This window comes from Stenotrophomonas sp. Steno-Z10-HUANG (genome assembly GCF_056393075.1).
Window position 1 is genome coordinate 203,450 of record NZ_JBWJPA010000006.1, and the last position, 22,673, is coordinate 226,122.

Sequence of the window (22,673 nt, forward strand, 5' to 3'; positions counted from 1 at the left end):
GGCGCAGTCCTGCGACTGCGCCCATGGCCTGCACCTGTCGGGAGAGAGGGGCGACAGGTGATGCCGCTTGCTACTTCACTTCGAACTCCTGGGTGGTGCCGGCCGGCTGGCCGTCCAGGGTCACGTCCGCGCGGTACTTGCCGGCGGGCCATGCGCTTGCCTTGCTGAATTCGACGTTGGTGGTCTCGGCACCGGTGGCGGTGAGCGTTGCGGTCTGCTCGCCGGCCACCTGCCCGTCCTGGTAGGTGAGCTTCACGCCGAGGGTGGCGTTGGTCGCGGCGCCGTCGGTCTTCACCGACACGATGATCTTGTCCTTGCCGCCGATCATGGCCACCGGCGCCACCGACTTGTCCGCCGCCGCGGTGGTGCCGACGGTGACCGAGGTGACACTGACCGCCGGTGCGGCCGCCGGCGGCGGTGCCGGTTCACTCATCGGCGCCGGCGCCGGGGTGCTTTCCATCGGCGGCGGCGCGGTCTCTTCCTGCTTCTTGCAGCCGGCCACGGCCAGGGTGCCGGCCAGGGTGATCATCAGGACACTGCTGAGCGAAGTCTTCTTCATGGGATGCTCCGGAATGGGAGGAAAAGGCACCGGGCCTGGCGGCCTCAACCCTGGCGCGGGGGAATCTTCAGGGTCTGCCCGGGAAAGATCTTGTCGGGGTCGGAAAGCACGTCGCGGTTGGCCTCGAAGATCTGCTTCCAGGCATTGGCATCACCCAGCAGATGCTTGGCGATGCGCGACAGGCTGTCGCCCTTCTGCACGGTGTACTGCTGCCCGCCGGCGATCTGCGCGGTGGAATCCACCCGCGCGGTCACATCGGAAAAATCAGCCTTCGGCGCGACGGCGGCGGTGCTGTCCACCGTGGACGTCACGTCCGAAAAATCGGCCTTCTTGTCATTGCTCATCGGGTCGTTCCTCCTCGGCTGGGTGCCACCATTGCACCGGCCGCGTTAAGGAACCATCGCGCCGGCGTAAAGCCGGCGTGTACCCGGTGCGGGCGGCCCGGCCTATTGGCGCGGGTCGCGCAACGGCCGGTGGCCGGCGGCCAGGTCCGGAGTCGACCGGCGCGGGTTGATGTCCAGCCCGCCGCGGCGGGTGTAGCGCGCCTCCACGTCCAGCGAATGGCAGCCGCAGTGGTGCATCAGGTCGAGGAAGATCCGCTCCACGCACTGCTCGTGGAACTCGGCGTGGTCGCGGTAGCTGACCAGGTAGCGCAGCAGGCCGCCGCGGTCGATCCGCGGGCCCGCGTAGCGGATGCTGATGCTGGCCCAGTCGGGCTGGCCGGTGACCGGGCAATTGGACTTGAGCAGTGCCGAGACCAGTGTCTCGGCGACGGCCTCGCCGGTATCGGCATGCAGGAAGCCGGCCTGCGGCGGACCATAGTGGTCGATGTCCAGGTCCAGGCCATCGATGCTGTGGCCTTCGGCGTCGGCCACCGGCGGCAGCCCGAACTCGACCGTGACCGCGGCCCCGGCGCAGGCGGACAGGTCGGCGGCGATGCGCGCACGCACCTCGTCGGCACTGTCGAAGCGCGCCGCGTTGAGGGAGTTCAGGTAGAGCTTGAGCGACTTGGACTCGACCAGGTGCGGCGAGGCCGCCGGCACCCACAGGGTCGCGGTCGCCACGCACGGCTTGCCGCGCCTGTCCAGCCAGCCCAGCTCATAGACATGCCAGCGGTCCTGGCCGACGAACGGCAAGGCGGCATCCAGGCCGATCGCGGCGCGGGCGGTGGCGCGCGGGATCGGGAACAGCAGGCCCGGGTCATACTGCGAGGGATAGGCGACCTCGCGGCCGAGGCTGGAATCGTGGGGGGTATTCATGCGCGGATTGTAGGGCGTGCCGGGTGAGCCCTGCCTGCACCACGCATCGACGCCGGTGCCAGCGCCGCCGGGTGCTGGCCGGGAAGGCCGGGCCGCAGCCGCCTTCCCCGGGGCCCGGTGGCGCGCGCGCGTCACCGGGCCCTGGCCCGGCGCCACGGCAACGGCGGGCGGCGGCTGTCCGGCCGCCCGCCGTTGCCGGTACCCGCCGCGGCTCAGCCCCGGGCGCCGTGCAGGTAGTCCAGCGACACCTGCAGCAGCGCGCGCAGACCGACGTCCAGCGCCGTCTCGTCGAGCAGGAACTTCGGCGAGTGGTTGCTGGGCGCGGTGGCCGGATCGATGCCCTGCCCGGTCGAGCCGACGAAGAAGAACATCGCCGGCATCTGCTGCGCGTACAGCGAGAAGTCCTCCGAGCCCATCTGCAGCGGCGGCTCGTAGACATTGTCCTTGCCGACCACGGCCTGCAGGCTGGGCAGCATGCGCGCGGTCAGCGCCGGATCGTTGACCGTGGCCGGGTTGCCGTCCTTCTCGTAGATGTCGGTGGTGGCGCTGGCGCCGTGCGCGGCCGCGGTGTGCTCGGCGACGCTGCGCAGGTCGGCGAAGATCTGTCGGCGCATGTCCGGGTCGAAGGTGCGGATGGTGCCGACCATCTCCACCGCGTCGGGGATGATGTTGTAGCGGATGCCGCCCTTGATCGCGCCGAAGGTGAGCACCGCCGGCTGTTTGGACAGGTTGGCGCGGCGGCTGACGATGGTCTGCGCGGTGCCGATCAGGTCGGAGGCGGCGACGATCGGGTCGATGCCGTTCCACGGCGCCGAGCCGTGGGTCTGGCGGCCGTTGACGGTGATGGCGAAGCGGTCCGACGCGGCCATCAGCGGGCCGCCGCGCACGGCGATCTGCCCGGCCTGGACGCTGGAGAACACATGCAGGCCGAACACCGCCTCCGGCTTGAAGTCCTTGAACAGCCCTTCCTTGAGCATCAGCTCGGCACCGCCCTGCTCCGGCGGCGGCGCGCCCTCCTCGGCCGGCTGGAAGATCAGCATCACTTCGCCGGGTAGCGTGTCGCGCATCGCCACCAGCGCGTCGGCCACGCCGAGCAGGGTGGCGGTGTGGGCGTCGTGGCCGCAGGCGTGCATCACCCCGACCTTCTCGCCGCGGTACTCGGCGGTGGCGGTGGACGCGAACGGCAGCCCGGTCTGCTCGGTCACCGGCAGTGCGTCCATGTCCGCGCGCAGGGCGATCTTCGGGCCCGGCAGGCCGCCCTTGATGACCGCGACCACGCCGTGCACGGCCACCCCGGTCTTCGGCTGCAGGCCCATCGCGCGCAGGCGTTCGGCGACCTTGGCGGCGGTGCGCGCTTCGCGGTTGGACAGCTCCGGATGCTGGTGGAAGTCGCGGCGCCACTCCACCACCTGCTGCTGCAGGCGCGCGGCGGCGGCCGCGACCTCGGGGCGCTGGGCATCGCCGGCCAGCGCGGCCGCGGGGGCCAGGGCGCACGCCAGCGCGGTCAACACAACGGTCTTGCGGATCATCCAGGCATTCCTCGTCGGCAATCGAGAGGTGAATGTAGGGCAAACGAACCGGGGCGACGAGTGTCAACCGATGCCGCGCGGAACCGTTCACCCCCCTTGCCGGTCAGAGCGCGTGGCCCATCGGTCATGCAGCCGCTGTCATGGCCCGGCGTTATGCTCTGCGCCGTTGTGCCCGCCCCTTCGCCCATCGGTTCCCCGGGAGTTTTTGCATGTCGCGTTTCTGGAAGATCGTGCTGCTCGTCATCGCCGTCCTGCTGGTGGCGGGAATCGGCTACCGGATGATGGGGGGCGGCAAGCAGGCCGGCGGCGCGGCACCAACCGCGGGCGGCCCGGGAGGCCGGGGCGGCGGCGACAAGGCACGCGATCCGGTGCCGGTCACCGCGGTGGCGGCCGAACGCAGGAACGTGCCGGTGTATGTCACCGCGCAGGGCACGGTGGCCGCCTACAACACGGTCACGGTCAGCCCGCAGGTGGGGGGCGAGCTGCTGAGCGTGGACTTCAAGGAAGGGCAGACGGTGAAGAAGGGCGACCTGCTCGCCCGGATCGACCCGCGCACCTTCCAGGCCCAGTACGACCAGGCCATCGCCAGCCAGCGCCAGAACCAGGCCCTGCTGGCGACCGCCCAGTCCAACTACGAACGCTCCAATTCCGAGGCCTACCGCCAGTACGTGGCGCAGACCGACCTGACCACCCTGCGCAACCAGGTCGCGCAGTACCAGGCCGCGGTGGCGGCGGCCCAGGCCAGCGCCAACCAGAGCAGGGTGCAGCTGGGCTACACCCGCATCGTCTCGCCGATCGACGGCGTGGCTGGCATCCGCGCGGTCGACCCCGGCAACGTGGTCAGCGCCGGTACGGCGATCGTCACCCTGACCCAGCTGCAGCCGATCTACGTGCTGTTCAACCTGCCCGAGCAGCAGTTGGAGGCGGTGCGCGCGGCGCAGGGCAAGGGACCGCTGGAAGCCGCGACGCTGGACCGCGCCGGCGGCAGCGTGGTCAACGCCGACGGCAGGCTGCAGGTGGTGGACAACCAGATCAGCGCCAGCAGCGGCACCTTCCGCCTGCGCGCCGAGTTCCCCAACGCCGACCAGGCGCTGTGGCCGGGCCAGTTCGTCAACGTGCGCATGAAGCTCGACGAGCTGCCCGACGCGGTGGTGGTGCCGGCCGAAGCGGTGCAGCGCAGCAGCACCGGCGACTTCGTCTACCTGATCAAGCCGGACAACACCGTCACCCTGCGCGAGGTGGTGCAGGGCGGCCAGGTCGACGACAGCCACGTGGTCATCAGCAAGGGCCTGCAGCCGGGCGACAAGGTGGTGACCGAAGGCCAGTTCCGGCTCAAGGAAGGCGTCGCGGTCAATCCGCTGCAGCCGGGGCAGGCGCCGCCGGCACCGACCGAGGCGCAGCTCAAGGCCGCCAGCGAGAAGCGCGGCGGCGGCGGCCGGGGCGGTCGTGGCCCGCGTTGAGGCGCGGCCGCTGCCTGCCGCGCGCGACGGCGCGGCGCGGGCACCGGCTCCATATGCACGCGTGAACACCCGGTGCGGTGCACGCGACGCGCGCGGCCGGAGCTGGGGCAGGCACTGACCGCCCCGCGCCGCGCACACTCTCACCACAGGAATCGACCGTGGGCTTCTCGACTCTCTTCATCCGCCGCCCCATCGCCACCTCGCTGCTGATGGTCGGGCTGATGCTGCTCGGCATCCTTGGCTACCAGCGCCTGCCGGTTTCGGCCCTGCCCGAGATCGAAGCACCCAGCCTGGTGGTGACCACGCAGTACCCCGGCGCCAGCGCGCAGACCATGGCCTCGCTGGTGACCACGCCGCTGGAGCGGCAGCTGGGCCAGATCTCCGGCCTGGACCTGATGACTTCCGACTCCTCGGCCGGCCTGTCCACGATCGTGCTGCAGTTCTCGATGGAGCGCGACATCGACACCGCCGCCCAGGACGTGCAGGCGGCGATCCGCCAGGCCACCCTGCCCGGCTCGCTGCCGTACCAGCCGGTCTACAACCGGGTAAATCCGGCCGACGCGCCGATCCTGACCCTCAAGCTGGCCTCGGACACGCGCCCGCTGCGCGAGGTCAACGACCTGGCCGACTCGGTGCTGGCGCAGCGCCTGTCGCAGGTGGACGGCGTCGGCCTGGTGTCGATCGCCGGCAACGTGCGCCCGGCCGTGCGCATCCAGGCCAACCCGGCGCAGCTGGCCAACATGGGCATGACCCTGGAAGACCTGCGCAGCGCGCTGACCCAGGCCAACGTCAACGCGCCCAAGGGCTCGCTCAACGGCAAGACCCAGAGCTACACGCTGTCCACCAACGACCAGCTCAGCGACGCGGCCGACTACAACGACATCATCGTGCGCTACCGCAACGGCGCGCCGGTGCGGCTGCGCGACGTGGCCAGCGTGGTCGACGGGGTGGAGAACGACCAGATCGCGGCTTGGGCCGACGGCAAGCCGGCGGTGCTGCTGGAAGTGCGGCGCCAGCCCGGCGCCAACATCGTCAAGACCGTGGAGAGCATCCGCCAGATTCTGCCCGGCCTGCAGGGCATGTTGCCGGCGGACGTGAAGCTGGACGTGTTCTCCGACCGCACCGTCACCATCCGCGCCTCGGTGCACGACGTGCAGTTCACCCTCATCCTGACCATCTGCCTGGTGGTGGCGGTGATCTTCGTGTTCCTGCGCCGGCTGTGGGCAACGGTGATCCCCTCGGTGGCGGTGCCGCTGTCGCTGCTGGGCACCTTCGGGGTGATGGCCTTTGCCGGCATGTCGCTGGACAACCTGTCGCTGATGGCGCTGACCGTGGCCACCGGCTTCGTGGTCGACGACGCGATCGTGATGATCGAGAACATCGTGCGCTACATCGAGCAGGGCAAGGACGGCCAGGATGCCGCCGAAACCGGCGCCAGGGAGATCGGCTTCACCGTGCTGTCGCTGACCGTGTCGCTGATCGCGGTGTTCCTGCCGCTGATCCTGATGCCCGGCGTCACCGGCCGCCTGTTCCACGAGTTCGCCTGGGTGCTGTCGATCGCGGTGGCGATCTCGATGCTGATCTCGCTGACGCTCACCCCGATGATGTGCGCCTACCTGCTCAAGCCCGACGCGCTGCCCGAGGGCGACGATGCCCACGAGCGCGCCGCCGCGCAGGGCAAGGTGACGGCGTGGTCGCGGCTGGTGCACCTGTACGAATCCAGCCTGGATTGGGTGCTGCGCCACCAGCGCATGACCCTGGGCATCGCCCTGGGCTCGGTGGTGCTGACCGTGCTGCTGTACATCGCCATTCCCAAGGGCCTGCTGCCCGACCAGGACACCGGCATGATCACCGGCGTGGTGATCGCCGACCAGAACGTGGCCTTCGAGCAGATGCAGCAGCGCACCCAGGCGGTGGCCGAGGCGTTGCGCCAGGACGCGGCGGTGACCGGCGTGGCCGCCTACATCGGCGCCGGCTCGATGAACCCCACGCTCAACCAGGGCCAGCTGAACATCGTGCTCAAGGATCGCGGCGAGCGCGGCAGCCTGGACACGATCCTGCCGCGGCTGCAGGCCGCCGCCGCGCACATCCCCGGCGTCGCGCTGTACCTCAAGCCGGTGCAGGACGTGACCCTGGACACGCGCGTGGCCGCCACCGCCTACCAGTTCTCGCTGTCGGACATGGACAGCCGGGAGTTGGCCGAGCAGGCCGCGCGCGTCACCGACGCGCTGCGCCGCCTGCCGGAGCTGGCCGACGTCGACAACAACCTGGCCGACCACGGCCGCGCCCTGCACGTGGAAGTGGACCGCGACAAGGCCAGCCGCTACGGCGTGCCGATGCAGACCATCGACGACACCCTGTACGACGCCTACGGCCAGCGCCAGATCTCCACCATCTTCACCCAGCTCAACCAGTACCGCGTGGTGCTGGAGGTGGCGCCGGAGTTCCGCACCGCCGACGCGCTGATGAACCAGCTGGCGATCGGCAGCAACGGCAGCGGCGCGCTCACCGGCAGCAACGCCACCACCCTGGGCCAGGTCAGCTCCAGCAACTCCTCCACCGCCACCGGCATCGGCAACAGCAACACCGGCATCGCGCTGGGCGCCGGCGGCAGCATTCCGCTGTCGGCCATCGCCACCGCCACCCCGGGCACCGCGCCACTGGTCGTCAGCCACCAGCAGCAGCTGCCGTCGGCGACGATCTCGTTCAACCTGGCCCCGGGCTATTCGCTGTCCGAAGGCGTGGCGGCGATCAACAAGGCCGTGGCCGCGCTGCAGCTGCCGCCGCAGATGCAGGCGCAGTTCGTCGGCACCGCGGCCGAGTTCTCCAGCAGCCAGACCGACGTGGTGATGCTGCTGCTGGCCGCCATCGCGGTGATCTACATCGTGCTCGGCGTGCTCTACGAGAGCTGGATCCATCCGCTGACCATCATCTCCACCCTGCCGCCGGCCGGGGTCGGCGCGCTGCTGGCGCTGTACCTGTGCGGGATGAGCCTGTCGGTGGACGGCATCGTCGGCATCGTGCTGCTGATCGGCATCGTCAAGAAGAACGCGATCATGATGATCGACTTCGCGCTGGACGCGCAGCGCGCCGGCATGAACGCCTTCGATGCGATCCGCCGCGCCTGCCTGCTGCGCTTCCGCCCGATCATGATGACCACCGCCGCGGCCATGCTCGGCGCGCTGCCACTGGCGCTGGGCACCGGCATCGGCTCGGAGCTGCGGCGCCCGCTGGGCGTGGCCATCGTCGGTGGCCTGCTGCTGTCGCAGCTGGTCACGCTGTACACCACGCCGGTGATCTACCTGTACTTCGAGCGGTTCTCCGAGTGGGCCGCGCGGCGCCGCGAGCAGCGCGCGGCCGCACGCCTGCAGGCCGCCGGCAAGCGCACGGCATGAACATCTCCGCGCCCTTCATCAAGCGCCCGATCGGCATCAGCCTGCTGGCCATCGGCCTGTTCTTCGCCGGCCTGCTCTGCTACCTGCGGCTGGGCGTGGCGGCGCTGCCGAACCTGTCGATCCCGGTGATCTTCGTGCAGGCCAGCAACATCGGCGCCGACGCCGACACCATGGCCGCCACCGTCACCGCGCCGCTGGAACGCCACCTCGGCCAGGTGCCGGGCATCAGCACCATGCGCTCGAGCAGCAGCGACGGGCGCAGCATGGTGTTCCTGATGTTCGACACCAGCCGCGATATCGACGCCGCCGCGCAGGACGTGCAGGCGGCGATCAACGCCGCCATGGCCGACCTGCCGGCCGGCATCAACACGCCCACCTACCAGAAGGCCAACCCCAACGACGACCCGGTGATCGCGCTGTCGCTGACCTCGGACACGCAGTCGGTCGCGCAGCTCTACAACCTGGCCGATTCGCTGCTGGCGCAGCGCCTGCGCCAGTTGCCGGGGGTATCGCAGGTGGACATCGCCGGCGCCTCGACCCCGGCGGTGCGCGTGGACCTGAACCTGCGCGCGATGAACGCGCTGGGGCTGAGCCCGGACGACCTGCGCAACGCCATGCGCGCGGCCAACGTGGCCTCGCCGCTGGGCTTCCTCGACGACGGCCGCAGCCAGACCGCCATCGTCCTCAACGACCAGGTACGCAGGGCCGCCGATTTCGCCAACATCGCCATTGCCAGCCACGACGGCGCGGTGGTGCGGCTGAAGGACATCGCCACCGTCTACGACGGTCAGCAGGACGCGTTCCAGGCGGCCTGGTTCAACGGCAAGCGCGGCGTGCTGATGTACGTGTACCTGCGCAGCGGCGCCAACCTGGTGGCGACCGTGGACCGGGTCAAGGCGGAAATGCCGGCGCTGTCCAGCCATCTCGATGCCGGCACCACGCTCACCCCCTACTTCGACCGCACTCCGACCATCCGCGCGTCGCTGGCCGAGGTGCAGATCACCCTGATGATCAGCCTGGCGATGGTGGTGCTGACCATGGCGCTGTTCCTGCGCCGGCTGGCGCCGACGCTGATCGCCGCGGTCACCGTGCCGCTGTCGCTGGCCGGCGCGGCGGTGGTGATGATGGTGCTGGGTTTCACCCTCAACAACCTGACCCTGCTGGCGTTGGTCATCGCCATTGGTTTCGTGGTCGACGACGCCATCGTGGTGATCGAGAACATCATGCGCCACCTGGACGCCGGCATGCCGCGCCTGCAGGCGGCGATGGCGGGTGCGCGCGAGATCGGCTTCACCATCGTCTCCATCACCGCCTCGCTGGTGGCGGTGTTCCTGCCGATCATCTTCGCCCAGGGCATGCTCGGCGCGTTCTTCCGCGAGTTCACCCTGACCCTGGTGGCGGCGATCATGGTGTCGGCGCTGGTGTCGCTGACCCTGACCCCGGCGCTGTGCGCGCGCTTCCTGCAGCCGCACGCGGCGCACGTGCGCGAATCGCGCATGCACCGCCTGCTCGACCGCGTGCACGGCGGCATGCTGAAGGTGTACACGGTGGCGCTGGATTTCTCGCTGCGCCATGCGCTGCTGCTGGCGCTCACCCCGCTGCTGCTGATCGTGGCCACGTTCTACCTGGCCGGCGCGGTCGGCAAGGGCAACTTCCCCGAGCAGGACACCGGCCTGATCTGGGGCCGCGCCAGCTCCAGCGCCACGGTGTCGTTCGCCGAGATGAGCCAGCGGCAGCGGCGCCTGAGCGACATGTTCCTGGCCGACCCGGCGGTGAAGATGGTCGGCTCGCGGCTGGGTTCCAGCCGCCAGGGCAGCAGCGCGCAGTTCAACATCGAGCTCAGGACCATGGCCGAGGGCCGACGCGAGCCGACCAGCCTGGTGGTGGCCCGGCTCAGCGCCAAGGCGGCGCAGTTCCCGGACCTGGACGTGCGCCTGCGCGCCATCCAGGACCTGCCGTCCGACGGCGGCGGCGGTGGCGGCCAGGGCGCGCAGAACCGCGTCACCCTGCAGGGCAACGATGCCGCGCAACTGGCCGAATGGCTGCCCAAGCTGGTCGAGGTGCTGAAGCAGAACCCGAAGCTGCGCGACGTCGGCTCGGACGTGGACAAGGGCGGGCTGATGCAGAAGATCGTCATCGACCGCGAGAAGGCCTCGCGCCTGGGCGTAAGCATCGGCGCGATCGACGGCGCGCTGTACGGCGCCTTCGGCCAGCGCCAGATCTCCACCATCTACGCCGATCTCAACCAGTACGGCGTGGTGGTCAACGCGCTGCCGGAACAGACCGGCAGCCCGGCGGCCATCGACGACGTGTACGTGCGCTCCAGCAGCGGGCAGATGATCCCGCTGACCGCCTTCGCCCACCAGGAACCCGGGCTGGCGCCGTCGCAGGTGACCCACCAGAACCAGTACACGGTGATGGACCTGAGCTACAACCTGGCGCCCGGGGTCAGCAGTGGCGAAGGCGACGCCATCGTCAAGGCCGCCATCGACGGCCTGCGCATGCCCGGTGACATCCGCCAGGCCGAACCCGGCGGCTTCCGCCAGGCGCTGGACCCGGCGGCGATGCTGATGCTGATCATCGCCGCCATCGCCACCGTCTACATCGTGCTGGGCATGCTGTACGAGAACCTGGTGCACCCGGTGACGATCCTGTCCACCCTGCCGGCCGCCGGCATGGGCGCGCTGCTGGCGTTGTGGGTGACCAACACCGACCTGTCGGTGATCTCGACCATCGCCCTAGTGCTGCTGATCGGCATCGTCAAGAAGAACGCGATCATGATGATCGACTTCGCCCTGGTGGCGCAGCGCGAACACGGCAGGTCGCCGGCCGAAGCGGTGCGCGAGGCCAGCATCGTGCGCTTCCGCCCGATCATGATGACCACGATGGTCGCGATCCTGGCGGCGCTGCCGCTGGCGATCGGCCTGGGCGAAGGCTCGGAACTGCGCCGCCCGCTGGGCATCGCGATGATCGGCGGCCTGCTGATCTCGCAGAGCCTGACCCTGCTCAGCACCCCGGCGCTGTACGTGATCTTCTCCTGCCTGCAGCAGCACTGGCGCGGCTGGCGCGCACGCCGCCGCGAGCGCAAGGGCCAGCGGCGGGTCGCACGGGCCTGATCGTCTCCTGCACGGGGCTACGTTCCGATGGAACGTAGCCGGGAACGTCCCTGCCTGGCATTGCGCGGCATCGCGGAGATCACCATCGCGGCGACGCAGCCGTCACCCCGGCCAACGGCTGCACGCGGTTCATACGTGCGGGTTTCCGTCCGCAGCGACATGGCCGGCGGATGGAGGCCGGCAGCAGATGGGGCAAGCACAGTCGCGCCGGCAGCCGGCGTGTCGTACCGGCCCCATCGCCACGGATCAGGCCACCAGCTGCGCCAGCGATTCCGCCTGCAGGCGCTCGTAGATCGCGAATTCGTCGGCCACCGTCGCCCCCAGGGCCTGCTCGAACGCTTCGCGGTTGGCACGCGCCGCATAGGCGCGCTGCTCCTCGCCGCCCAGGTTGGACTGGAAGATGCCCGCGGCGCTGACCGGCAGGAAGTCTTCGTAGACGATGGGTTCGGCGACGGCCAGGCCGCGGTCGATCAGCACCTCGGCCGGCAGTGCGCGCTCGGCCGCCGGCAGCGCGCGGCCGGCATCGGTCAGCGCGTAGCGGTAGTAGCCCAGGCCCTCGCGGCGCAGGGTGGCGTGGTCGTCGGGGAAGCCGGCGAACGCCGCCTGCAGGCGCTGCATGTAGTCGCCACCGGTGCTGCCGGCGCCGCCGTTGTCGCGCGCCTGGGCCAGCAGCGCGTCGTACAGCGCGCGGCCCTTGGGAGTCAGCGCCAGGCCGCGCTGCTCGATCTCGCCGAAACGCGCGGTATGGGTGCCGGCGGCGTTGTCCTCGCCCGAGGGGAAGTGCACCAGTTCCTCCAGCGCCTTGAAGCTGGTCTGGCGCAGCAGGATCGGGCACGCGCGGCGCGGCGGGCCTTCGATCACCGCCTTGGCGGCCAGGCCGCGCGCGTGCATCGCCGCCTGCGCGGCATCGATGTCGAGCGTGCGCGGCGTGAGGTGGTTGATGTGCGGGCCACGGAAGCTGACCACATCGGCCACCAGCCGGTGCGCGGCATGCAGGGCGTGGTAGGTCTGCAGCGACACGGTGGCCTCGTTGTGCCAGCGGAAGGTCTCCAGTGCCTCGACCACGAAGCGCCAGGCATCCTCGCCGGACAGGCCGCCATCGCGTTCGCACTGCTCGATGAGCTGCAGCACGCCCGGGGTGAAGATCGTGCGCCGGGACAGGATCCCGGCCGCCTGCGCGCGCAGCGCTTCGTCCTCGATCAGTTCCAGCCGCAGCAGCGAGGTGAACACCCGGAACGGATTGCGGTTCAGCGATTCGCCATCGACCGGGCGGAACGCAGTGGAGTGCACCGGCACGCCGGCCACCGACAGGTCGTAGTAGCCCACCGGCTGCATGCCCATGACCGCGAACAGGCGGCGCAGCGTGGACAGCTCCTGCGCGGTGCCGACCCGGATCGCGCCGTGGCGCTCCACGTCCAGGCGTTCGCGCTCGCCACTGCGCTGCATCTGCGCATCCAGTTCCGGCTGCGCCGCCAGGACGCCGGCGTTGACCTCGCCGACCAGCTCCACAAGCGTGCCGTACAGCGGCACCTCGGTGCGGTACATGTGCGACATCGCCTGCGAGAACAGGCTGCGGATGTGATCGGCGGAGACGAAACGGTCGGCGGTCATGGCGGGGCGCGCGGCGCGGCAGGGGAAACCGCTATTTTCGCCCGGATGGGGTCAGCCGGTCATCCATTGCATTGGATACTTTCGCGGTACCGACGCGGCACCGACGGCACCGCGACGCGGGCGGTCAGTCGTGGCCACGGGCGGCCGCATCGCGGCGCGCGCGGTCACCGAGCTGGCGCTGCAGCAGCGCGTCCAGCCGGATCGGCCGGTCCCAGTGGTCGTAACTGGCGACCAGGGCGTGGCGCACGGCGCGCCAGTGCAGGTTGTCCGGCGCCACCGGCAGGCTTTCCACCACGGCTCGCCAGCCCTCGCCCGGGAGCCGGCTGCGCGCCTGCACCGGCTCGCGGCAACTGGCACCGATGGCCTGGCCCCAGAAGCAGGCGAACCAGACGTCGCCGGGCACCCAGCCATGCTGCTGCAACAGCGCCTCGACGTAGCCGCGGCGCGCGCCGCCATAGCGCACCAGCTCGTCGATGAAGGCGTCGGGGTAGCGCTCGGCGTAGCGGTTGACGTCGGCCAGCTGGCGGTCGAGCCAGGCATCGCCGGTCCCCGGTTCGTAGGCGGGCGCGGTGGCCGCCGGGTCCGCGGCGGCCGCCTGTGCCGCTGCCACCGCGGGGAGCAGGGGCAACGCGGAAGCACACGCAAGCAACGCGGGCAGGCAGCGGCGCAGCCATGCCACCCGTGGCACCGCGCGCACGCGCCGGTTCATCGGCCGGCCGCTTCGATCGCGGCCACTGCCTGCGGCCACTGCCAGGCGGTGTCGGCCAGGCGCAGGCGCGGCTCCTCGCTGGACACGCCGTGCTCGGCCTCGTGCGCCCAGGTCATCGCGTACGGGGTATGCACGCCCCAACCGCCGAGCGCCAGCACCGGTTCGATGTCCGAGCGCAGCGAGTTGCCGACCATCACGAAGCGCTCGGCCGGCAGCCCGAACTCGGCCAGCACCCGGGCGTAGGTGGACGGGTCCTTCTCCGAGACGATCTCGATCCGCGGGAACAGGTCGCGCAGGCCGGAGCGCTCGATCTTCTGCTCCTGGTGGAACAGGTCGCCCTTGGTGATCAGCACCACCGGCCAGCGCGCGGCGATGGCCGACACCGCTTCGCGCACGCCGTCGATCACCTCGACCGGATGCTGCAGGGTGCGGCGGCCGATCTCGACGATCTGGCGCAGGTGGGCGGCGGAAATACGCTCGTCGGTCAGCTCGATCGCCGCCTCGATCATCGACAGGGTCATGCCCTTGGCGCCGTAGCCGAATATCGCCAGGTTGCGCCGCTCCACCTTGAGCAGGTGCTGCGCGGTGCCGGCATCGTGCAGGTCGACGTAATGGCCGAGGATGGACTCGAATTCCTGCTCGGCCAGGCGGTAATAGTCTTCGCTCTTCCAGAGCGTGTCGTCGCCGTCGAAGCCGACCAGGCCGATGGCGGAAGAGGGGGCGGGAGCGTGGGGTGCGTGCGTCATGCGCCACAGGATAGCAACCCGCCCCTGGGGGAAGAGCGGCCGGCGGCCGCTCTTCCGGGACCGGGGCACCAGGGCCGGCGCGTTACTTCTGCTGCGAGGCGGTGTAGGTGCGGTATTCGTCCGGGGTCAGCTTGCCGTCCTTGTCGGCATCGGCGGTGTCGAACACCTGCGCCAGCCCGGCGTGGGCCTGCGATTCGGCGCGGCTGATGCTGCCGTCGCCATCGGCGTCCAAGCTGGCCCACGACTGGCCATTGCCGCGGGTGGCGGCATCGTCGGCAGCATCCTGGCGGGTGTCGCTGGCCTGCGCCGCCTGCTCGTGCGCCTGGTGCTGCTGTTCGGCGCGGGCGTCCTGGGCCATGGCCGGCATGGCCAGTGCGGCACCGGCGGCGGCGACGAGGGCGAACAGCGGGTTGCGGTTGCGAACGGTCATCAGGTGTTCCTCCTGCGGTCTGGAAAGCGCGGTGATTCCGCACGCCCCCACCCTCGCAGGCCGGTGCTGAATCGCGCACGCCCCGCGGAACCGCCGCAGACACGGCGTTAACCAACGCACGCGCCGGAACCGCTACCGCCCTGGTTAGCGATGCGTGAGCCGCAGGTAAGCCGCGCATTCGGGCGTTCCATCCGCGGCACGCCCGCGCGGATCGGCCGGCGTCAGTCGCCGTGGGTGTCGTCCCCGGCGGTGGCGCGCGGGCTGAACGCCCGCCATCCGAGCCCCACCCCGACCAGCGCGCCGGCCACTTCCAGCACCACCCGCGTGCCCAGCTGGTCGGGGTCGTGGATGCCGGCCAGCGCCAGCCGCGCGTAGAGCGGCGACTCCAGCTGCACCATGCCCAGGTAGAACAGGTTCCAGCCATCCACCCCGGCACCGATCGCAACCGCGGCCAGGCACGGCCAGGCGATCGCATGGCCCGCCGACAGGCCGCTGCGGCGGCACACCTGCCACCACAGGGAAAACACCACGAAGCCGACCGCCAGCGCGATCAGGGCTGCTTCCAGCGAGCCCAGCAGGCCGTAGTGGAGTTCCAGGTTCATCGGGGGTCGGTCATGGCAACGGGGACGCCGCAGTGTAGCCGGCGGCACACGGCCTGCAGGTGCGCCGGTTGCCGCGCTGCGGCTTTGCTGGCCACGCCATCAGGTGCCGACACGCCGGCAGCGCCGCCGGACGCGGCGCCGGTGGTGCTAGCGCACCGGGAAATCGTAGGCGGTATCGGGCGTCGGCTCGGGGCGGAAGGTGTAGTGCCACCACTCCATCGGGTAGTTGGCGAAGCCCTGGGCCGCCATTGCGTCAAGCAGCAGGCGCCGGTTGTGGCGCTGCTGCGCGGTGATCCCGGGGCTGTCGGTATGCGCCAGCGGATCGAACCGGTCGAAGCCGGTGCCCATGTCCAGCTCCACGCAGCCGCCCTGGCGGCAGTCGAGCAGGCCCAGGTCGACGGTGGCGCCGCGGCTGTGCCCGGAATGCTCGGCGATGTAGCCGTCCAGCAACCGGCTCTTGTCGATGTTCGGGTAATAGCGGGCCTTGGCCTGCTGGTCACCCGGGTCGTGCGCCCAGGCGACGAACGACTGCACCGAGCGCACCGGGCGGTAGCAGTCGTACAGGCGTAGTGCGTGGCCCTGCGCCTGCAGCGCGCGCTGCACGCGCGCCAGCGCCTGCGCGACCGGGGCGAGCAGGTAGCAGCGCGGTGCGTCGTATCCGGGCACCGGGCGGCCGGTGAAGTTGTCGCTGCCGGCATAGCGCATGTCCAGCGAGAACCCGGGCGCCAGGGTGGCGACATCCAGCATGCCGGCCTGCGCCGGGGTGGCCGCCGGTGACACCACCGGTACCGCCGCCTGCGCCGCGGCGCAGGCGGCCAACGCAGGCAACGCGATCCAACACCGGACATTCATCGCAATGGCTCTGGCCATGGCTCAGGCGCGCCCGCGCAGGTAGCCGTTCAGGCCCTTGGCACGCAGCAGCTGCGCGGCACCGGCCCAATCCAGCGGCTTGCCGCTGTCCAGGCGCTCGAGCACGGCGACGATCGCCAGTTCCACCTCGGGCAGCTGCGCCGCTTCGGCCAGGCGCGCGCGCTGGTCGATCGCCTCGAACAGCACGCGGTTGGCCTCGGCATAGCTCAGCGGCGCGGTGTTGCCGTGCCGCGCGCGCCAGCGCTGGCCGTCGAGCACGGCGTTGACGTGCGACTGGATCAGGTAGGTGGCGCGGCCGATCAGCTTGAGGTTGCCCGGCTGCACCGCGGTCATGGTGTTGCCCACGGTGCGCCCGAGCCGCGCCATCACCGCGGTCGAATGCGCGTTGAGCAGCATCTTCAGCGCCAGCGTGCGGTCCAGGCCGAGCGGGTCGTTGCTGCGCGGCAGGTCCAGCGCGACGCCCGGCGCCGCGCCGTCCAGCGCGCGGGAATCATCGCCGGTGCCGGCGCCATGGCCCACGGTGACGGTGAGCCGGCCGGCGCCGGCATCGGCGAACGCCTGCCACCATTGCCGGGCCAGTGCGTCCACCGGCTCGCCGGCGTAACGCAGCAGCACGCCGAGGTCGCCCGCCTGCGGCGGCAGCCGCTCGCGGTTGCCCGGCGACCAGGACAGGTCGTACAGCGCCTGCTGCTCGGCGCCGGCGCGTTCCAGGCTGCGCAGCGCGGTGGCGCGCAGCGCCGGATCGTCCACGTTCTGCTCGAACTGCGGGCGGTACTGCGCCGCATCCAGCCCGTGGAACGGGCGGTGCAGCAGTGCGTCCCAGGCCGCCTGCGGTGTCGCCACCGGCGCCCACACGCGGATCCACGACGCCGGCGGCGTGGTGTCGGTGCGGTCCAGCGGCGCCAGCCGGAAGGTCGGCGCGCGTTCGGTCACGTCCACGAACACCGGCATCAGCGCCTGCCCGGCCAGGTAGGTGGCGTGGCGGCCGTCGGCATAGGCCTGCGCCTCGCGCGCGGTCCATTGCGCCAGCTGCGGGGCACTGGCGGCCACGCGGCGCTGCAGGCCGGCGAAGCCGCGCAGGCGGCTTTCGATGGTGTCGCGGGCATCCAGCCCCAGGCGCCGCGCATCGGCGGCGTCCAGTTGCGGCAGCAGCAGCGCGCGCAGCGCGTCTTCCAGCACCAGCCCCAGCGCGTACAGGCTGGTGGTGGTGGCCTGCATGCGGGTGGACCCGGTGATGGCCTGCGGCCCGGTGGGCAGGGCGATCTTGTGGATGCGCGCGTCATCGAGCACGCGCCGGCTGCGCTCGAACGGGCGCAGCACCTCGTCCGGGTTGTTGTAGACGAACCAGACCCGGTCGGTACCCGCACCGCGCTGGTCGGCGGCGGCCAGCGCGGTGCCGATCACCGCCGACGTCTCGCCGCCTTCGGTCACCGCGAACACCACGTCGTCGGCGCCGATGCCGTCGTCGCGCATCTGCAGCGCGCCGATCAGCTGCAGGTCCTCGAAGCCTTCCAGCGAGCTGATCAGCGCGCGGTCGCCACCGGTGATCTCGCCACGCACGCGCTCGCCCAGCCCGGCCGGCAGCCGGGCGGCGATGCGCGGCCACGCCGGGTCGGCCTGCAGGCGCTTCCAGAACGGCCGCCACACGCCGCTTTCCAGGGTCTCGGCCAGGCGCCCGGTCGAGCCGGTGCCGTAGAAGTAGATGCGATGGCCGTCGCGCAGCGCGCGCTGTACCGCGCTCGAGGCGGCGTGCAGCTTGGCCATGCGCTGCGGATCGTCGGCCAGCGCGGCGAAGGCGCGGGCCACGTCCTCGTCCACCGAGAACAGCTGCGCCAGCGCCTGCGCCGGGTCGTGCGCGGCGACTTCACTCAGGTTCCAGGTCCGGGGATGGCGTTGTTCGGTCAGCAGCGTATGCAGCTGGAACTGGGTGCGCTGCTGCACGAACCCGGTGGAGGCCGGTGACGGCGGCAGCCCCAGCCGCTCGCCGGCATCGGCGGCAAGCGCGGCCGGGCTGATCGCCGCCAGGCTCAGGGCGAACGTCATGGCAATGCGTCCGGTACGGGGGAAGGAGGCACGGTTCGGTCGGGTCATGCGGCCGCCTCAGGGGTTGGCGGCCGGGGCGGCCAGGTTGCCCGCGGCCAGCGCATGCAGGATGCGCAGGTCCTCGGCGTCCAGTTCGCTGCCACCCTGGCCGCGGAAATGGTTGCGGAACGCGCGCACGGTGGCGGCGCGGTCGTCCAGCGGGTAGCCGATCAGGCGCAGCGCGGTCCATGGGTCGAACCCGGCCGGCGCCGGCGGCGCATCGGCGGCGGGCCAGCGGCCGAAGCCGGCATCGGCCAGGCGCTTCCACGGGAACAGCGGGCCCGGGTCGGGCTTGCGCGTCGGCGCCAGGTCCTGGTGGCCGATGATCTGGCTGCGCGGGATGCGCAGGCGCGTGCACAGGTCCTCCAGCAGCACCAGCAGGCTCTGCACCTGCGCCTCGGCGAACGGCGACCTGCCGTCGTTGTCCAGCTCGATCCCGATCGAGGCGGAGTTGAGGTCGGTGAACGGGCCCCAGCTGCCGGCACCGGCATGCCAGGCGCGGCGCTCGTCGCTGACCAGCTGGTAGCGGGTGCCGTCGGCACCGATCAGGTAGTGCGCGCTGACCGGGCCGCCGCTGTTGCGGCCGCGCAGCGTATCCAGGCTCTGCTGCACCGAATCCTGTTCGGTGAAGTGGATGACGATCAGGTTCGGCCGGCGCACGTCCTGGTTCGGCGAAGGCACCCAGCCTGCCAGCGGGTTGCGCGGCGGCGCGTGGCCGCAGGCGGTGAGCAGGGCCAGCAGCGCGGCTGGCAGCAACAGCTTGGTGGACATCTTCATCAACGCCTCGCTTGCACGACGGTGGTGCGTGGATCAGGGCAGGACCGGCGCGCGGCCTGCCGACAACACGAAGAAAGCGCCTTCGCCGCCGCCGGTTGCCGGGCGGCGGCGAAAGGGGCCCGGCAACCGGGCCCGTGGGCATGTCACTGGAAGCGGTACTCCAGCAGCAGGTTGAACGAACGGCCGCGCGGGTCGGCCACGCGCGCTTCCCAGCCGGCGCCGTCGCCATCGTCCAGGTAGCGGACGGTGAACGGCGGATCGGTGTTGAGCAGGTTGCGGATGCCGAACGTCGCCTTCAGGTTCTCCATGCCGGTCCAGGTCAGGCTGTAGTTGTAGGTGATGTAGGCATCGACGTTGCCGTCCCACGCCGGCGGGTTGTAGCCGTTGACGATGCCGCCCGGCTTCCAGTCCTTGTAGCCGCCACGGTAGACCTGGGTCAGCGTGTGCGCCCAGTCGCCCCGCGCCCAGCCGGCGCTGACGGTGTGCTTCCAGCGGATCGGCAGGTTGTAGTAGCGCTCGTACTCGCCGACCAGGTTGTCGCTGTAGGGCAGGCTGTCGAAGGTCTTGGTCCTGAACGTATCCAGGTAGTTGCCGTTGAGGTGGACGTTCCAGGTACCGCCGGCCAGGTCGCCGCGCACGTTGGAGTCCAGCTCGATGCCACGGGTCAGGGTGCCGCCGGTGTTGATGTAGCGCTGGTCGATGGCGATGATCTTGCCGGCCGAATCGCGGATGAAGTTGGAGGCGTACAGTGGGTAGTTGGCGGTCATCGTCGACAGGTTGAAGCCGCTGCGGATCGTGTTGGTGCGCTCGATCTCCCACCAGTCGACGCTGACGTTGAAGTTGCCGTTGGGCGCGATCACGAAGCCGATGCTGCGCTGTTCGGCCTCTTCCGGCTTCAGGTTCGGATTGCCGCCGGTGATGATGTCCGGGCGGATCTGCTCGCTGCAGTTGGGCACGTCCGGGTTGTACTGGCCCTTGGGGCAGGTCGCCGGATCGGCCAGGTCAAGGCCGGTGTACTGGCTCTCGGTGATGCCGCGGAACAGCTTGGCGAAATCGGGCACCTTGAAGCCGGTGCTGTAGGAGCCGCGGAACACCAGCCAGTCCATCGGCTGCCACTTGAACGAATACTTCGGGTTGGTGGTGCCGCCGAAGCCGTCGTAACGGTCGTGGCGCACGGCCAGGTTGACTTCCAGGCTGTCGACCACCGGCAGATTGACCTCGGCGAACACCGCCTTGACGTTGCGCTGCTTGGGCGACATGTAGTTGGAGGCATCGCCGGGAACGCCGAACACGTAGGCGTTGCCCGCCACCCATTCGGCCGGGCCGCCGAACTCGTATTCCTCGCGGCGCACGTCCACGCCCGCCGCCGCCTGCACGTCGTTGTCGCTCCACAGGCGGAAGCCGAGGCTGCCGCTGAAGCTGGCGTCGAAGGTGGTCGTGGTCGAGGTGCCTTCGTAGATCTGCAGGCCGCTGGCGTCGGCCGCGGCCAGCGCGTCATACGCGGCCTGGGACTGGCTCTGGCCCGGCATCAGGAACGGGTTGAGCACGCCATTCTTCAGCGCCGCCTTCAGCTGCGGGGTGTAGTAGTAGCCGCCGGCGGTCACCGACTCGGCCTTGCTCTGCGCGCGCGACAGGCCGATGTTGTAGTCCCAGCTGCCGAGGCTGCCGGTCATGCCCAGCAGCGCGCGGTAGGCCTTGGTGGTGGTCTCGATCTGGCGCGGGCCGCAGACTTCGCAGCGCCAGCGGTAGGCGATGGGGCTGCCGTAGACCAGGTTGGCCTGGTTGCCGAAATAGTCGTGCAGCTGGTTGTAGATGGCGTCGTAGGTCGCCTTGGTGTTGGCATTGAGCTCGTAGGCGTCGAGCTGGGTGGCGCTGGCGTTGATGCTGGTGGTGATCTGCTGCGCTTCGAACTGGCGCTTGGAGGTCACCTTGGAGCCCATGAACTCGGCGAAGAATTCATGGTTGTCGCCGACCTTGAAGGTGGCGCGGCCGATGCCCTGCACCGTGTCCACCGGCTGCTGGATGGTGCGCGCGCGGCCATAGTCCCAGGCGCAGCCGAAGCTGGCGCCGGGGCTGGCCCAGATCTTGTCGCCGTAGTCGCCCATCATGTCGCCGCCGTTCACGCAGCCGGCGCCGCCGGGCAGGCGCAGCGTGTTGATGGTGGTCTTGGTGAGGCCGGTGACCGGGTCCTTCAGGCCGCCGCCGATCATGCTGCCGGTGCCGGTGACGATGTTGGCGAACGGCGTGCCGCGGGTATCCGGCGACAGGCCACGGTCGGCCTGGAAACTGTTGACGAAATCGCGCTGGTTGCCGCGCAGGATCTTGTTCTGCTTCACGTTGACCGCGGCCCAGACGTTCCAGCGGTCGTTGTCCAGGTCGCCCCAGCCACCCAGCAGGCTGCCGTGGAAGATGTTGCCGCCGCCCTCTTCGGTCACGTCGGCGCCGGCGGTGAGGGTGATGCCCTGGTAGTTGTTGCGGGTGATGAAGTTGATCACGCCGCCGATGGCGTCGGTGCCGTACACGGCGGACGCGCCGTCGCGCAGCACTTCCACGCGTTCGATCGCGGCGAACGGGATCGAGTTCAGGTCGACCACCTGGCCCGCCAGGCCATGCGCGGCGACGCGGCGGCCGTTGAGCAGCACCAGGGTCGCGTCGGCGCCCTGCCCGCGCAGGTTGGCGCCGGACACGCCGTTGTTGCCACGGGTGCCCGGGGGCGCGACGCCGCTGTTGGCGGCCAGGCTGTCCGGGCCGCTGCTGGCGATGTTCAGCTGCTGCAGCAGCTGTTCGGCCGAGGTGATGCCCTGGGCCTCGATCTCGGCTTTCTGGATGATGGTGACGGGCATCGCCGCTTCGACGTCGGTGCGCTTGATGCGCGAGCCGGTGACTTCGATCTTGTCGAGCGTGCGCGCCTCCGGCGACGCCGGGGAAGCCGCGGGCTGTGCCTGCGCGAACGCGGCCAGCGGGCTGCCGAGCGCCAGCAACAGTGCGGCGCTCAGGTGGTGCATGCGGGGGGGACGTGCGGTTGCGGACATGCTCTCTCTCCAGAAAAGGGCGCGTAACGTGGGTGCTGCAGGAGCGATGCCGGCGCCCTTGCTCATCCGGGCTGGCGGGGGTACGACGACCATCCATCGATCCTCAAGGGGGGCGGCACGATTCCGCCTGGGCAATGGGATCCACGGCCACCGCTGCGGGGGCCGCGCCTCTCCTTCCATGGTTGCACCACACCGGGGAGCGTCCTTGTCTGCCGGCCTGCAACATGCCAGGCCCCGACCGCAGACCTGTCCAGCACTGGGGCTGCCACCCGGACGCTGCGTCATGCAGTCCCGGGCGGTGAAGCGGCGGGCGCATGCGCTCCCGCCCAGACCCCGTTTCACAGCTGTTTAACACGGGCTGAATCCGGCGGTCAATAAACTATTCCCCATACCCCAAGGCTATGGAAATAAAATATTTTCGTGATGCGCCGCACAATCCCGGCGCGGCATCACGCAAGCGCGCCTGGCGGATCGAGGGAACCGGGCGCGGGCCGGC

16 protein-coding genes are annotated in these 22,673 nt (G+C 70.5%); 3 read left to right on the top strand and 13 right to left on the bottom strand.

The window, feature by feature from the left end:
• Nucleotides 1-70: 70 nt before the first annotated feature.
• From AC06E6_RS10460 to AC06E6_RS10475, 4 genes are all read right to left on the bottom strand, one after another.
• Complete coding sequence (locus AC06E6_RS10460) at nt 71-559, bottom strand: hypothetical protein (protein ID WP_293762474.1); 489 nt, start codon at nt 557-559, stop codon at nt 71-73.
• A gap of 44 nt (nt 560-603) precedes the next feature.
• A complete protein-coding gene (locus AC06E6_RS10465; RefSeq protein WP_321989812.1) occupies nt 604-903 on the bottom strand; it encodes a LysM peptidoglycan-binding domain-containing protein in 300 nt (99 codons plus the stop codon).
• A gap of 102 nt (nt 904-1,005) precedes the next feature.
• On the bottom strand, nt 1,006-1,818 hold the full coding sequence (gene queF, locus AC06E6_RS10470) for an NADPH-dependent 7-cyano-7-deazaguanine reductase QueF (RefSeq protein WP_478061237.1): 813 nt from the start codon (nt 1,816-1,818) through the stop codon (nt 1,006-1,008).
• Nucleotides 1,819-2,030: 212 nt separating this feature from the next.
• Nucleotides 2,031-3,347, bottom strand: a complete 1,317-nt coding sequence (locus AC06E6_RS10475; RefSeq protein ID WP_478061239.1) for an amidohydrolase — start codon at nt 3,345-3,347, stop codon at nt 2,031-2,033.
• 209 nt (nt 3,348-3,556) lie between these two features.
• Between AC06E6_RS10475 and AC06E6_RS10480 the strand changes: the two genes are divergently transcribed.
• From AC06E6_RS10480 to AC06E6_RS10490, 3 genes are all read left to right on the top strand, one after another.
• Nucleotides 3,557-4,807, top strand: coding sequence for an efflux RND transporter periplasmic adaptor subunit (locus AC06E6_RS10480; RefSeq protein WP_161614027.1), 1,251 nt, complete (start codon nt 3,557-3,559; stop codon nt 4,805-4,807).
• A 158-nt stretch (nt 4,808-4,965) separates the two neighbouring features.
• A complete protein-coding gene (locus AC06E6_RS10485; RefSeq protein WP_240212834.1) occupies nt 4,966-8,202 on the top strand; it encodes an efflux RND transporter permease subunit in 3,237 nt (1,078 codons plus the stop codon).
• Nucleotides 8,199-11,318 carry an efflux RND transporter permease subunit gene (locus AC06E6_RS10490; RefSeq protein ID WP_161614025.1) on the top strand — a complete coding sequence of 1,040 codons (3,120 nt, stop codon included), beginning with the start codon at nt 8,199-8,201 and terminating at the stop codon, nt 11,316-11,318. The genes AC06E6_RS10485 and AC06E6_RS10490 overlap by 4 nt, the downstream gene beginning before the upstream one ends.
• Before the next feature lie 246 nt (nt 11,319-11,564).
• On the opposite strand, the gene hglS is transcribed toward AC06E6_RS10490, so the two are convergent.
• The 9 genes from hglS to AC06E6_RS10535 all read right to left on the bottom strand — a co-directional run bounded on the left by hglS (nt 11,565) and on the right by AC06E6_RS10535 (nt 22,177).
• The gene (hglS, locus tag AC06E6_RS10495) at nt 11,565-12,929 is read right to left on the bottom strand and encodes a 2-oxoadipate dioxygenase/decarboxylase HglS (RefSeq protein ID WP_240212833.1); all 1,365 of its coding nucleotides are present in this window, start codon (nt 12,927-12,929) and stop codon (nt 11,565-11,567) included.
• A 124-nt stretch (nt 12,930-13,053) separates the two neighbouring features.
• The gene (locus AC06E6_RS10500) at nt 13,054-13,638 is read right to left on the bottom strand and encodes a hypothetical protein (protein ID WP_240212832.1); all 585 of its coding nucleotides are present in this window, start codon (nt 13,636-13,638) and stop codon (nt 13,054-13,056) included.
• Nucleotides 13,635-14,384, bottom strand: a complete 750-nt coding sequence (locus AC06E6_RS10505) for an HAD family hydrolase (RefSeq protein ID WP_240212831.1) — start codon at nt 14,382-14,384, stop codon at nt 13,635-13,637. The genes AC06E6_RS10500 and AC06E6_RS10505 overlap by 4 nt, the downstream gene beginning before the upstream one ends.
• Nucleotides 14,385-14,466: 82 nt before the next feature.
• Nucleotides 14,467-14,814, bottom strand: a complete 348-nt coding sequence (locus AC06E6_RS10510; protein ID WP_240212830.1) for an EF-hand domain-containing protein — start codon at nt 14,812-14,814, stop codon at nt 14,467-14,469.
• 221 nt (nt 14,815-15,035) lie between these two features.
• Nucleotides 15,036-15,416, bottom strand: a complete 381-nt coding sequence (locus tag AC06E6_RS10515; RefSeq protein WP_240212829.1) for a hypothetical protein — start codon at nt 15,414-15,416, stop codon at nt 15,036-15,038.
• Nucleotides 15,417-15,563: 147 nt separating this feature from the next.
• On the bottom strand, nt 15,564-16,268 hold the full coding sequence (locus AC06E6_RS10520) for a M15 family metallopeptidase (protein WP_313256416.1): 705 nt from the start codon (nt 16,266-16,268) through the stop codon (nt 15,564-15,566).
• Between the two features lie 21 nt (nt 16,269-16,289).
• Nucleotides 16,290-18,329: an N-acetylmuramic acid 6-phosphate etherase family protein gene (locus tag AC06E6_RS10525; RefSeq protein ID WP_240212827.1), complete on the bottom strand. Its 2,040-nt coding sequence runs from the start codon at nt 18,327-18,329 to the stop codon at nt 16,290-16,292.
• Between the two features lie 57 nt (nt 18,330-18,386).
• On the bottom strand, nt 18,387-19,145 hold the full coding sequence (locus tag AC06E6_RS10530; protein ID WP_240212826.1) for an N-acetylmuramoyl-L-alanine amidase: 759 nt from the start codon (nt 19,143-19,145) through the stop codon (nt 18,387-18,389).
• A gap of 143 nt (nt 19,146-19,288) precedes the next feature.
• Nucleotides 19,289-22,177 (bottom strand): TonB-dependent receptor domain-containing protein, encoded by a 2,889-nt coding sequence (locus tag AC06E6_RS10535; RefSeq protein WP_161613989.1) that lies wholly within the window; start codon nt 22,175-22,177, stop codon nt 19,289-19,291.
• Nucleotides 22,178-22,673 lie beyond the last annotated feature (496 nt).

Bases quoted from the DNA above. Each gene is read 5' to 3' on its own strand.
- AC06E6_RS10460 (WP_293762474.1), bottom strand. From the start codon at position 559: ATGAAGAAGACTTCGCTCAGCAGTGTCCTGATGATCACCCTGGCCGGC.
- AC06E6_RS10465 (WP_321989812.1), bottom strand. From the start codon at position 903: ATGAGCAATGACAAGAAGGCCGATTTTTCGGACGTGACGTCCACGGTG.
- queF (WP_478061237.1), bottom strand. From the start codon at position 1,818: ATGAATACCCCCCACGATTCCAGCCTCGGCCGCGAGGTCGCCTATCCC.
- AC06E6_RS10475 (WP_478061239.1), bottom strand. From the start codon at position 3,347: ATGATCCGCAAGACCGTTGTGTTGACCGCGCTGGCGTGCGCCCTGGCC.
- AC06E6_RS10480 (WP_161614027.1), top strand. From the start codon at position 3,557: ATGTCGCGTTTCTGGAAGATCGTGCTGCTCGTCATCGCCGTCCTGCTG.
- AC06E6_RS10490 (WP_161614025.1), top strand. From the start codon at position 8,199: ATGAACATCTCCGCGCCCTTCATCAAGCGCCCGATCGGCATCAGCCTG.
- hglS (WP_240212833.1), bottom strand. From the start codon at position 12,929: ATGACCGCCGACCGTTTCGTCTCCGCCGATCACATCCGCAGCCTGTTC.
- AC06E6_RS10500 (WP_240212832.1), bottom strand. From the start codon at position 13,638: ATGAACCGGCGCGTGCGCGCGGTGCCACGGGTGGCATGGCTGCGCCGC.
- AC06E6_RS10505 (WP_240212831.1), bottom strand. From the start codon at position 14,384: ATGACGCACGCACCCCACGCTCCCGCCCCCTCTTCCGCCATCGGCCTG.
- AC06E6_RS10510 (WP_240212830.1), bottom strand. From the start codon at position 14,814: ATGACCGTTCGCAACCGCAACCCGCTGTTCGCCCTCGTCGCCGCCGCC.
- AC06E6_RS10515 (WP_240212829.1), bottom strand. From the start codon at position 15,416: ATGAACCTGGAACTCCACTACGGCCTGCTGGGCTCGCTGGAAGCAGCC.
- AC06E6_RS10520 (WP_313256416.1), bottom strand. From the start codon at position 16,268: ATGAATGTCCGGTGTTGGATCGCGTTGCCTGCGTTGGCCGCCTGCGCC.
- AC06E6_RS10525 (WP_240212827.1), bottom strand. From the start codon at position 18,329: ATGACGTTCGCCCTGAGCCTGGCGGCGATCAGCCCGGCCGCGCTTGCC.
- AC06E6_RS10530 (WP_240212826.1), bottom strand. From the start codon at position 19,145: ATGAAGATGTCCACCAAGCTGTTGCTGCCAGCCGCGCTGCTGGCCCTG.
- AC06E6_RS10535 (WP_161613989.1), bottom strand. From the start codon at position 22,177: ATGTCCGCAACCGCACGTCCCCCCCGCATGCACCACCTGAGCGCCGCA.